The sequence below is a fragment of the Bradyrhizobium sp. USDA 336 genome (assembly GCF_044908355.1).
GTDB lineage: Bacteria > Pseudomonadota > Alphaproteobacteria > Rhizobiales > Xanthobacteraceae > Bradyrhizobium > Bradyrhizobium yuanmingense.
In genome coordinates this window covers 3,132,374-3,144,456 of the sequence record NZ_JBIYDC010000002.1, presented here as the reverse complement: position 1 = coordinate 3,144,456, position 12,083 = coordinate 3,132,374, and the positions used below count along the sequence as shown (strand labels likewise).

9 protein-coding genes are annotated in these 12,083 nt (G+C 64.1%); 7 read left to right on the top strand and 2 right to left on the bottom strand.

Annotated features, from left to right (window positions below):
• The first annotated feature begins 4 nt into the window (after positions 1-4).
• The 7 genes from ABIA45_RS15600 (at position 5) to ABIA45_RS15570 (ending at position 10,179) form a co-directional block, all read left to right on the top strand.
• Complete coding sequence (locus ABIA45_RS15600) at positions 5-706, top strand: TetR/AcrR family transcriptional regulator (protein ID WP_157281098.1); 702 nt, start codon at positions 5-7, stop codon at positions 704-706.
• A gap of 1 nt (position 707) precedes the next feature.
• The gene (locus ABIA45_RS15595) at positions 708-1,901 is read left to right on the top strand and encodes an efflux RND transporter periplasmic adaptor subunit (RefSeq protein ID WP_036004727.1); all 1,194 of its coding nucleotides are present in this window, start codon (positions 708-710) and stop codon (positions 1,899-1,901) included.
• Between the two features lie 68 nt (positions 1,902-1,969).
• Positions 1,970-5,065 (top strand): MexW/MexI family multidrug efflux RND transporter permease subunit, encoded by a 3,096-nt coding sequence (locus tag ABIA45_RS15590; RefSeq protein WP_036025801.1) that lies wholly within the window; start codon positions 1,970-1,972, stop codon positions 5,063-5,065.
• A 130-nt stretch (positions 5,066-5,195) separates the two neighbouring features.
• Positions 5,196-7,790, top strand: a complete 2,595-nt coding sequence (locus tag ABIA45_RS15585; protein WP_404652691.1) for an ATP-binding protein — start codon at positions 5,196-5,198, stop codon at positions 7,788-7,790.
• Complete coding sequence (locus tag ABIA45_RS15580) at positions 7,787-8,176, top strand: response regulator (protein ID WP_025034870.1); 390 nt, start codon at positions 7,787-7,789, stop codon at positions 8,174-8,176. Before ABIA45_RS15585 ends, ABIA45_RS15580 begins: the two co-directional genes overlap by 4 nt.
• Positions 8,173-9,423, top strand: a complete 1,251-nt coding sequence (locus ABIA45_RS15575) for an adenylate/guanylate cyclase domain-containing protein (RefSeq protein WP_275496658.1) — start codon at positions 8,173-8,175, stop codon at positions 9,421-9,423. The genes ABIA45_RS15580 and ABIA45_RS15575 overlap by 4 nt, the downstream gene beginning before the upstream one ends.
• 9 nt (positions 9,424-9,432) lie before the next feature.
• Positions 9,433-10,179, top strand: a complete 747-nt coding sequence (locus ABIA45_RS15570) for a hypothetical protein (protein ID WP_404652688.1) — start codon at positions 9,433-9,435, stop codon at positions 10,177-10,179.
• A 35-nt stretch (positions 10,180-10,214) separates the two neighbouring features.
• Here ABIA45_RS15570 and ABIA45_RS15565 read toward each other — a convergent pair whose 3' ends face one another.
• Complete coding sequence (locus tag ABIA45_RS15565; protein ID WP_271545385.1) at positions 10,215-11,099, bottom strand: ABC transporter permease; 885 nt, start codon at positions 11,097-11,099, stop codon at positions 10,215-10,217.
• A 3-nt stretch (positions 11,100-11,102) separates the two neighbouring features.
• Positions 11,103-12,044 carry an ABC transporter permease gene (locus tag ABIA45_RS15560; protein ID WP_025034874.1) on the bottom strand — a complete coding sequence of 314 codons (942 nt, stop codon included), beginning with the start codon at positions 12,042-12,044 and terminating at the stop codon, positions 11,103-11,105.
• Between the last annotated feature and the right edge of the window lie 39 nt (positions 12,045-12,083).

Genomic DNA, 12,083 nt, shown 5'->3' with positions numbered 1-12,083 from the left:
CAGCATGAGCTCATTGCGTATGACGAGCGACCTGAGGCGTCAATTGATCCTCGGCGCCGCAAAGCGCTGCTTTGCCCGACACGGCTATAACGGCACCACGACCAAGAGCGTGGCGGCCGCCGCTGCCATTTCTGAAGCGCTGCTGTTCAAGCATTTCCCGTCCAAGGCGGCGCTCTACGCCGAGATCCTCAGCGACGAATGCGAGGCGGATCCCGCTCTGATGGAGCTGCTCGAGCGCGAGCCGTCGACGGCTACGCTGGTCGAGGTGATCCGCGGCATGGTCGAACACTTCCTCCAGATCGCCGACGGTCCCGATCAGGAAGAGGCCCAGCGCCTGCGGCTAATGGCCACGAGCCATTTGGATGACGGCGAATTCGCCCGATTGCTGTATGCCAAGATCGAGACGCTGATCGGCGCTGTCTTCGTCGCCTCGCTCGAGCGTGCGGTTGCGAGCGGTGACGCGCGGCCCTGCTCTGGCGATCCGCTCAACCTGTTCTGGTTCGCGCATCATGCGGTGATGACCGCGGCGCTGACCAGGCTGCCGGCCACGCCCTGTCTTGCTTATGGCAGGGCGACCGACCTGGAGCGGCAGCTCTGTGAGTTTCTCCTGAGGGGTATCGGACTTAACGACGCCGCAATTGCTTCGCATCTGGGCCGCAATCAGGCCGCGGATGCGAACCGGGCGGCGATTGCAGAAAGTGCATGACATGAACATCGTGGCCGAAAACAAGATTTCGGGGCAACCGATCGACAACAAGGCTCCCAAGCGTCCGGTCCGGCCAGTGCGCTGGTTCATCATCGTTGGCACGCTTCTGGCCGTGCTCGTCGGAGGGCTCGTCTGGTTCAATTACTTCCGCGGCCAGATGATCAAGCAATTCTTCGCCAACAACAAGCCGCCGCCGACCGCCGTCAGCGCGGCCGAGGCGAAGTCCGAGGTGGTGCCGAACCTGCTCACCGCGGTCGGCAGCCTCGTCGCCGTGCATCAGGTCGACGTCAGCGCCGACGTCAACGGCCGTGTCACCGCGATCAAGTTCGAGCCGGGCACGCGCGTCGAGGCCGGCACGCCGCTGGTGCAACTGTTCGACGCGCCCGAGCAGGGCGATCTCGCCAATTACAAGGCGCAAGCGACCGTCGCGCAGCTGTCGCTTGAACGCGCCAAGCAGCTGGCCTCGCGCCAGTTCGGTCCGCAGGCGACCGTCGATACCGCGCAGGCTGCCTATGACCAGGCGCAGGCGGGCATCGCCAAGACCGAGGCGTTGATCTCGCAGAAGCTGGTGCGCGCGCCGTTCGCCGGCGATCTCGGCATGCGCAAGGTCGAGGTCGGCCAGTATCTGACCGCCGGCACGGCGATCGTGTCGCTGACCGATCTGTCCGAGCTGTGGGCCAACTTCACGGTGACGGAAAAGGATTCCGGCAGCCTCAAGGTCGGCCAGGTCGTGCGGTTGAAGGTCGACGCCTATCCGGGCCGCACCTTCGAGGGCAAGATCACCACGATCGAGCCCCAGATCTCGACCGATACTCGCAACATCCGCGTGCAGGCCACGATTGCCAATCCGGAGAAGATCCTGAAGCCCGGCATGTTTGTCACCACGACCGTGGTGCTGCCGGAGAAGCCGGCCGTGATCACGGTGCCTGAAACGGCAGTCGATTACACGCTGTACGGCGACTCGGTGTTCGTGATCACCGAGAAGAAGGAAGAAGACGGCAAGACCAGCCTGTCGGCGGTGCGCACCTTCGTGCAGACCGGCAACCGGGTCGAGGGTCGCGTCGAAATCGTCAAGGGCCTGAAGGTAGGCGACAAGGTCGTCGCTCTCGGCCAGCTCAAGCTGCAATCAGGCGCGCCGGTATCGATCTCGACCGATCCGGCCCCGCAGATCCCGGCGCAGCCGCCGCGCTACTGACAATATCCTCGCGTGATCCGGCCGGGCCGGATCACGCGTCTTGAAAAAAGAAATCGAGATCGCCCGCGATGGCCTTTACCGACATTTTCATCAAACGACCGGTCTTGTCCGTCGTCGTCAGCCTGCTGATCCTGCTGATCGGCCTGCGCGCGGCAATGGTGCTGCCGATCCGGCAATATCCGAAGCTGTCGAATACGGTCATCAACATCACGACCGTCTATCCCGGCGCGTCCGCAGACCTGATCCAGGGCTTCATCACCACGCCGATCGAGCAGGCGGTCGCGTCCGCCGAAGGCGTCGACTACATCACCTCGTCCTCGGTGCTCGGCACCTCGACGATCCAGGTCTACATCAAGCTGAATTTCGATCCGAACCAGGCGCTCACCGAGGTGCTGGCGAAGACGAATTCGGTGAAGTACCTGATTCCGAAGGAATCCAACGACCCGATCGTCACCAAGACCACCGGCCAGACCACGGCCGTGATGTATCTCGGCTTCTCCTCGGACGAGCTGTCGGGCTCGGCCATCTCCGACTATCTGACGCGCGTGGTGCAGCCGGTGCTGTCGACCGTCGACGGCGTCGCCTCGGCCGACATTCTGGGCGGCCAGACCTTTGCCATGCGGCTGTGGCTCGATCCGGTGAAGATGGCGGGCCGCAACGTATCGCCGGCTGACGTTGCGGCGGCGATCCAGGCCAACAACTTCCAGTCCGCGGCGGGTCAGACCAAGGGCTATCTGATCGTCTCGAACGTCTCGACCAACACGGGCCTGACCAACGTCGATCAGTTCAAGAAGATGATCGTCAAGGCCAAGGACGGCGGCTTCGTGCGGATGGAGGACATCGCCACCGTCGAGCTTGCAGCCCAGAGCACGGATGCCAGCGTCGCCTTTAACGGCGAGCGCGCGATCTTCATTGGCGTGCAGGCGACGCCACAGGGTAATCCGCTGACGCTGGTCAAGGGTGTGCGCGCGCTGTTCCCCGAGCTCGAACGCAACCTCCCGCCCTCGATGAAGATGAAGGTCGCCTACGACTCGACCAAGTTCATCCAATCTTCGATCGACGAGGTGCGGAATACATTGGGCGAAGCCGTCATCATCGTGATCGTGGTCATTTTCCTGTTCCTGGCCTCGCTGCGCTCCGTCATCATTCCCGTCGTCACCATTCCGTTGTCGATGATCGGCGTCTGCACGATGATGTTGGCGCTGGGCTTCAGCTTCAACCTGCTGACCCTGCTCGCGATGGTCCTGGCGATCGGCCTCGTCGTCGATGATGCCATCGTCGTGGTGGAGAACATCCATCGCCATCTGGAGGAGGGCAAGACGCCGGTCCAGGCCTCGCTACAAGGCGCGCGCGAAATCGTCGGGCCGGTCATCTCCATGACCATCACGCTCGCCGCCGTGTACGCGCCGATCGGGTTCCTCGGTGGCCTCACCGGGTCGCTGTTCCGCGAATTTGCCTTTACCCTCGCAGGCTCGGTCATCGTATCAGGCGTGATCGCGCTGACGCTGTCGCCCATGATGTGCTCGGTGCTGCTGAAGAACACCGAAGAGGGCCGCTTCGCCAAGTTGGTGAACCGGGTGTTCGGCGCCATGACGCGGTGGTATGGCCGCAAGCTCGACCGCTCGCTCGACTACAAGGCCATCACCGGCCTGTTCGCAGTGACGATCCTGGGACTCGTCGGCTTCCTCTACATGAACACTTCGAAGGAGCTGGCGCCCGAGGAAGATCAGGGCATCGTGTTCGCGGTGACCAAGGCGCCGAAATACGCCAACATCGACTATGTCGATTTCTACGGCGAGAAGCTCGACAAGGAATTCCAGAAATTCCCCGAGACCGATCTGCGTTTCGTGCTGAACGGCATCAACGGCCCGCAAGGCGGCATTGCCGGCATGCTCTTGAAGCCCTGGGACGAGCGCACACGCTCGTCGATCGCCTTGAAGCCGCTGGTGCAGGCCGAGCTCTCCAAGATCGAGGGCGTGCAGGCGTTCGCGTTCAACCTGCCGCCATTGCCGGGCGGACCCGGCGGTCTGCCGATCCAGATGGTGATCAATTCCACGGCCAGCTTCCAGACCGTCTATGAGCAGATGGAGAAGCTGAAGGAGGCTGCACGCAAGAGCGGCATGTTCATCGTCTCCGATAGCGACCTCGCCTACAACCAGCCGAACGTCGAGGTGACGATCGACCGCACCAAGGCTCAGGACCTCGGCGTCAACATGCAGAACCTCGGCTCGACGCTCGCGGTGCTGCTCGGCGGCAATTACATCAACCGGTTCAACCTCGAGGGCCGCTCCTATCAGGTGATTCCGCAGGTGCCGCGCGGCAAGCGGCTGTCCCCGGAATCGCTCGGTGGCTACTATGTGACGACCAACACCGGGCAGCAGCTTCCGTTGTCGACCGTGGTCTCGATCAGGACCAAGACCGATCCGAATTCGCTGACGCACTACAACCAGCTCAATTCGGCGACGTTCTCCGCCGTGCCGATGCCCGGCGTGACCGTCGGCGCTGCGGTCGACTTCCTCGAAGGCGAGGCCAAGAAGCTGCCGCAAGGCTTCAGCCACGACTATCTGGCTGACTCCCGGCAATACGTGCAGGAAGGCAATCAGCTTGCCATCACCTTCGGCTTCGCGCTGATCATCATCTTCCTGGTGCTGGCGGCCCAGTTCGAGAGCTTGCGCGACCCGCTGGTCATCATGATCTCGGTGCCGATGGCGATCGTCGGTGCGCTGATCCCGCTGTTCTTCGGCATGGCGACCATAAACATCTACACCCAGGTCGGTCTGCTCACCCTGGTCGGCCTGATCACCAAGCACGGCATCCTGATGGTGGAGTTCGCCAACGAGCTCCAGGTTAACGAGCGGCTCGACCGCCGCTCGGCCATCGAGATGTCGGCCCGCATCCGTCTGCGGCCGATCCTGATGACCACGGCCGCGATGGTGACCGGCCTGATCCCGCTCCTGACCGCGACCGGCGCGGGCGCGGCCAGCCGCTTCTCGATCGGTCTCGTTGTCGTCGCCGGCATGTCGATCGGCACGCTGTTCACGCTGTTCGTGCTGCCGGCAGTCTATGTGGTGCTGGCGACCGACCATCGCGCGGCGGCCGATTCGGAGCGGAACAAGCAGATCGGCGAGCTGGACCTCGATTCAAAGGCGCTACGGCCGACCTGAGGCCGTTGGCAGGCTAGTCCCGAAAGGGCGGCAGCGGTGATCCGCTGCCGCCCTTTTCGTTGGGTCTCGGGCGAGCTCCTTGCCGCGCTTGCGAGAGACAAGGTCCGGTCTTCTTGCTAGGTTCCGTGGAATGAGCCTGTCCCTCCACCCCGATACACCTCGAGCCGGGACATTGCCGAGCGCGGCCCCAGGCGAGGTCGCCTCCGGCGACACGGCGGGGCGCGGAATCCGGACCCGGCTCTTCGCCAAATACGTCGCGCTTTTCGTGGCGGTCGTCGCCATTGCGCTGCTCGCCAATGGCCTGTTCGAGGTCTACTTCTATTATCGCGAGCACAAGGCCTCTCTGATCCGGGTCCAGCACGAGCAGGCCGAGGCGGCCGCTGCCAAGATCGGCCGGTTCGTCAAGGAGATCGAGAGCCAGCTCGGCTGGACCACGCAGCTGCCCTGGTCGGGCGGCTCGATCGAGCAGCGCCGGTTCGACGCGCTGCGCCTGTTGCGCCAGGTCCCTGCGATCACCGAGCTGGCCCAGGTGGATTCGACCGGCAAGGAGCGGCTGCGGGTCTCGCGGCTGGCGATGGACGTGCTCGACAGCGGGATCGACCTGTCGAGCGATCCGAAGTTCACCGAAGCGGTCGCGCGCAAGGTCTATTACGGGCCGGTCTATTTTCGCCGGGAGTCCGAGCCCTACATGACGCTGGGGCTGGCGGGCGCACGCAAGGATGCCGGCGTCAGCATCGCCGAGGTCAATCTCAAGCTGATCTGGGACGTCGTGTCCCAGATCAAGGTCGGCGAGCGCGGTAACGCCTACGTGGTCGGCCCGGAGGGCCGCTTGATCGCGCATCCCGACATCAGTCTCGTGCTGCGCAACACCGACATGTCCGGCCTTGCGCAGGTACGCGCCGTGCAGGCCGGCGGCGCCATGCCTGACGTGCTTTCCGAGGCCCACAACGTCCAGGGGCAGAAGGTGCTGACCGCATCGGCCCCGATCGAGCCGCTGCGCTGGACCATGTTCGTCGAGCTGCCGGTCGAGGAAGCCTATGCCGCGCTCTATGCTTCGCTGCAGCGCCTTGCAATCGTGCTGCTCGCGGCATCCATCTTCGCGGTGCTGGCCGGGATCTTCCTGGCGCGTCGCATGGTCGGGCCGATTCAGGCGCTGCGGAGCGGCGCGGAACGAATGGGCGGTGGTGATTTCTCCCAGCGCATCTCGATCAAGACCGGCGACGAGCTCGAAGGTCTCGCCGACCAGTTCAACGACATGAGCGCGCGCCTGCAGGAATCCTATGCGGACCTCGAGAACAAGGTCGAGCAGCGGACAGCCGAATTGCGGGAGTCGCTCGAGCAACAAACGGCGACGTCGGAGGTGCTCGAAGTCATTAGCTCCTCTCCGGGAGAGTTAGAGCCGGTGTTTCAGAAGATGTTGGAGAATGCTACCCGCGTCTGCGGTGCGAATTTCGGCACGATGAATCTGTGGGACGGCCAGAAATTCAACATCGTCACCGACTACAACATTCCGCCCGATTTCTCCGCCTTCCGTAAGCGGACTCCGATCTTCCCACATCCAGGAACGACGCTGGCTGCAATCATCGCGACGCATCAGCCCGCGCAGATCAATGACTTGAGGGAAAGTCCCGGGTACAAGGCCGGTGTTCCCTTTGTCGTCGGAATGGCCGACGTTGCCGGCGCCCGAACCCTTCTCTCCGTACCCATGCTGAAAGAGGATGATCTGATCGGCGCGATGACGATTTTTCGACAAGAGATTCGCGGCTTCACGGACAAACAAGTCGCACTGGTGGAGAACTTTACCAAGCAAGCCGTCATCGCGATCGAGAATACGCGCCTGCTGAAGCAATTGCGCGAGCGTACGACCGAGCTATCGCAATCGCTCGACAATCTGCGCACCGCGCAGGACCGCCTGATTCAGACCGAGAAGCTCGCTTCCCTCGGCCAGCTCACCGCCGGCATCGCCCACGAGATCAAGAACCCGCTCAACTTCGTCAACAACTTCTCCGCGGTCTCGACCGAGCTGATCGACGAGCTCAACGAGATCCTGCAATCGGCCGCGCTCGACGGCAAGACGAAGGAGGAGGTCGACGAGCTGACCGGCATGCTCAGGGCCAATCTCGAGAAGGTGGTGCAGCACGGCAAGCGCGCCGATTCCATCGTCAGGAACATGCTGCTGCATTCGCGTCAGGGTTCCGGCGAGCATCGCGCCGTCGACATCAATGCGGTGGTCGAGGAGAGCCTCAATCTCGCCTATCATGGCGCGCGCGCCGAAAGGCCTGCCTTCAACGTCACGCTCCAGCGCGATTTCGACCCGGCTGCCGGCATGATCGACGTCTATCCGCAGGAGATTACGCGCGTCTTGCTGAACCTGATCTCGAACGGCTTCTATGCCGCGGCCAAGCGCAAGGAGAGCGAGGGCGATGCGTTCGAGCCCACCTTGCGCGCGGCAACGAAGAATCTCGGAGACAGGGTCCAGATCCGGATTCGCGACAACGGCACCGGGATTCCAGCCGAGGTGAAGGAAAAGATGTTCAATCCCTTCTTCACCACCAAGCCGGCCGGCGAGGGCACAGGACTCGGCCTTTCCATGAGCCACGACATCGTGGTGAAACAACACGGCGGCACGATCGACGTGAATACCACACAAGGTGTATTCACCGAGTTCATCATCACGCTGCCGCGGACGATGGCAGCGGGCGACACTTCCGGAGGAAAGTCTTGAACGTTTACATCCTGGTCGTCGATGACGAGCCCGACGTCGAGGCACTGTTTCGGCAGCAGTTCCGGCGCGACCTGCGCGCCGGCCGGTTTCAGATGGAGTTTGCGCTCTCGGCCCCCGAGGCGCTCGAGCGCGCTGCCGAGGTTCGTGATCCCTCGCTGATCCTGATCCTGTCCGACATCAACATGCCCGGCATGAGCGGGCTCGACATGCTGCCGAAGGTGCGTGCCGCGCATCCCGATGTTCCCGTCATCATGATCACGGCCTATGGCGATGCCGAGACGCGCCGCAAGGCGATCGAACGCGGCGCCGTCGGGCTCCTCACCAAGCCGATCGACTTTGCGCTGCTGCGCCAGGAGATCGATACGAGGCTCGAGCAAGCCGCATGACTGCGACCATCCTCTTCGTCGACGACGAGCCGGACCTCGAGGCGCTGATCCTGCAGAAATTCCGCAGGCAGATCCGCGATGGACGGCTCGCGCTTATCTTCGCGCGCGACGGCCTGGAGGCGCTGGAAGCGCTGGAGCAGAATCCGCATGTCGACATGGTGGTCTCCGACATCAACATGCCGCGGATGGACGGCCTGTCGCTGCTCGCGAAGCTCCAGGAGGCCGAGGAGAAGAAGTCGACCATCATCGTCTCGGCGTACGGCGACATGAGCAACATCCGCACCGCCATGAACCGCGGTGCGTTCGACTTCCTGACCAAGCCGATCGACTTCGCCGACCTCGAAGCCACGATCGAGAAGACCGTCCGCCACGTGGAGATGCTGCGCGAGGTGCGGCGGCGCCAGATGGAAGCCGAGCGCGCCCATGCCTCGCTATCGCGCTTCTTCTCGCCGGAGATCGCAAGGCGGCTGGCCGCGAACGTCGATGGCGACGGCATCGAGGTGCAGTGGCGCGATGTCGCCACCCTGTTCACCGACATTACCGGATTCACCTCGCTGGTCGAGACCGCGCCTCCGCAGACGCTGGGCGAGCTCCTCAACGAATATGTCGGCGGCATGACCGAGATCGTCTTCGCCCATGAGGGGACGGTGGCCAAGATCATCGGCGATGCGATCCAGGTGCTGTTCAACGCCCCCGGCGACCAGCCGGACTATGCAACGCGTGCGGTCGCCTGTGCCCATGCCCTCGACGCCTGGGCAGAGGATTTTTCGGCGCGCTGGAAGGCAAGAGGCGTGAACTTCGGAGCCACCCGCATCGGTGCCCATGCCGGTCCGGCACTGGTCGGCAATTTCGGCGGCAACCGCTTCTTCGATTACACCGCCTATGGCGACACCATCAATATTGCGGCCCGGCTTGAGGCGGCGAACAAGCATCTGGGGACGCGCATTTGCGTCAGTGTCAGCGTGGCAGAAGCCGCTGCAAACTTCCACGGCCGCCCCGTAGGCGACCTGATGCTGCGCGGACGCAGCGAGCCGCTGCGTGCGTTCGAACCGCTACCGCAGGCGAGGTTCGAAGCGCCGGCGACCGCGCAATATGCCGAGGCCTTTGCCAAGATGGAGGCCGGCGACGCCGCCGCCATGCCGTCGTTCGCCGCGCTGGTCGGCATGCACGCCGACGATCCGCTGGCCGGTTTTCACCTGAAGCGCCTGCTCAACGGCGCCAAGGGCACTCGCATGCAACTGGAATAGGAGTCCGTCATGACGCGCGAATTCTCGGCCGGCAATTATCGTTTCATTCCGTCCGTGTTCCAATATTCCGCCGGTGCTGCCGCGGATGAGGGCTACGAGATCGAGCGGGTCCGGTTCGACCGCCTGGTGCCGCTCGCGGAAGGGTTTGCGCTGGCGGCAAAGTTCATCCAGGAGGCGGGCCGCCCGCTGACGGCGTTCTGCGCCTGCGAGCTGCGCTCGCCCGCGGCCTTCAGCGAGGAAGGCTTTCGCGCGTTCAATCTGCACTATGTGAAGACGCTGTCCGAATGGGGCATCTTCGACGGCACCACCAATCCGGTGGCGCGCAGCAATGTCTGTCCGGAGATCGATCCGCCGTCGGAGCCGTCGTTCTATGCGTTCTCCTTCACGCGTCCGACGCGGTCAAATTTGCCGAGCTTCGTCATCGCCGGCGGCGCCGAGGCGCGCGAGGGCAGCGGCACCTATGTCGAGCGCACGGTGCGCTACCGCGACCTCAGCCCGGAGGGGCTGCGCGAGAAGGTGCGCTTCACCACCACGTCGCAGATGGAAAACCGGATGGCGGCCTTCGGCTTCGGCTGGAAGGATACGACCGGCGTGCAGGCCTATTCCGTGCACGACTTTCACCACGCGCTGGTGGACGAGCTGGTCCGCCACGGCGCGCTCCGTTCCGGGCTGACCTGGCATTTCGCCCGCCCGCCGGTGGTCGATCTGGAATTCGAGATGGATTGCCGCCGCGTGCTGCGGGAAGTGGTGATCTGAGGCTCGACGCTCGTCCTTCGGCTATTGTTATCGCCTCAGCGCTGCCTAGGGTCGAGCGCGTCGCGCAGGCCGTCACCGAGCAGGTTCAGCGACAGCACGACGAGGAAGATCGCAAGGCCCGGCCAGATTGCCATCCAGGGCGCCTGGGTCAGGAAGCGTTGTGCCGCGTTGAGCATGCTGCCCCACGACGGCGCCGGCGGCTGCTGGCCGAGGCCGAGGAAGGAGAGGGCGGCTTCGGCGATGATGGCCGCAGCGATCGAGAGCGTCGCCTGCACCAGAAGTGCCGGCAGGATGTTCGGCAGGATGTGCGAGAGCGCGATCCGCCACGGCGGATTGCCGAGTGCGCGCGCGGCCTCGACATAGTCTTCGGCTTTGACGACGAGCACCTGGCCGCGGGTCAGGCGGATGAAGATCGGCGTCGCCGAGATGCCGATCGCGATCATGGCATTGCCGAGGCTCGGGCCGAGGAACGCGGCGAGTGCGATCGCCAGGATCAGGAACGGGCAGGCCAGCATCGCATCTGTAATGCGGCTGATCAGCGCGTCGGTGAAGCCGCCGCGGTAGCCGGCAAGGAGACCGAGCGGCACACCGATGCCGAGCGCGATCGCGACCGAGATCAGGCCTGCGAGCAGCGAGGCGCGCGCGCCGTAGACGACGCGGCTGAGGATGTCGCGGCCGAGCTCGTCGGTGCCGAACCAGTGGGCCGAGGTCGGCGGTTTGCGCACCAGGCTCCAGCTCGTCGCGATGGGATCATAGGGCACGATGAGCGGAGCGAGCACGGCAAGGACGATGAATATCGTGAGCACGACGAGCCCGAACACCGCCGCCTTGCGCTTGAACAGCCGCCGACGCGCGCGGCGGGCCGGGCTATCCAGCTCGTCGGCTCGCGTGAGAGGGCTCGGCAGCGCGGCGTCGGTCATGGATCAGCCCCGGAGCCGCGGATTGACGAGGATGTATGCGATGTCGGCCACCAGATTCAGCGTGATGTAGACCGTGGCCGTGACCAGGACGACGCCCTGAACCACGGCATAATCGCGGTTGAATACGGCATCCACGATCAGCTTGCCGAAGCCGGGAATGGAGAAGATCTGCTCGGTCAGGACCGCGCCGGAGAGAAGCGTACCGAGCTCGAGCGCGCCGAGCGTGATGACGGGGGTCAGCGCATTGCGCATGGCATGCTTGAGGATCACCGTGCGCTCCAACAGCCCTTTGGCGCGCGCGGTGCGCACGTAGTCGCTTTCCAGCACCTGAAGCATGGCGCTTCGCGTATGCCGCATCAGGATCGCGGCGATCGCATTGCCGAGCACGAAAGCCGGCATGATGGTGACGGCCAGGCTTGCGCGCCAGTTCTCGGTGAGCGGCACGTAGCCGGAAGCCGGCAGCCATCCAAGCTCGATCGAGAACAGGAAGATCAGCATGATCCCGAGCCAGAAGTTCGGCGTCGAGATGCCCCACAGCGCAAAGAGATTGGCGCCATAGTCCCAGGCGGAACCCTTCTTCACGGCCGCGACGATGCCCGCGGGAATGCCGATCAGCAGCGCGATCAGGATCGCCATCGAGCCGAGCTGCAGCGTCACCGGCAGCTTCTGCGCGATCAGCTCGCGCACCGGCATCTTGTTGCGCAGCGACTCGCCGAAATCGCCCGAGAGCACGCCCTTGATCCAGTAGGCGTACTGCACCGGGACGGGCTGATCGAGCCGGTACTGGCGGCGGATCTGCTCGATCACGGCGGGATCGCGCTCCTCGCCCGCCATCACCAGCGCGGGGTCACCCGGCAGCAATTGCTGCAGCGAGAAGATCAGCACCGAGACGAAGAACAGCGTCGGCACGATCTGCACAAGGCGGCGGGCGAGGAAGTTCAGCATGGTCCCACTCGTGTCCCGGGCGAAGCGCAACATGCAATG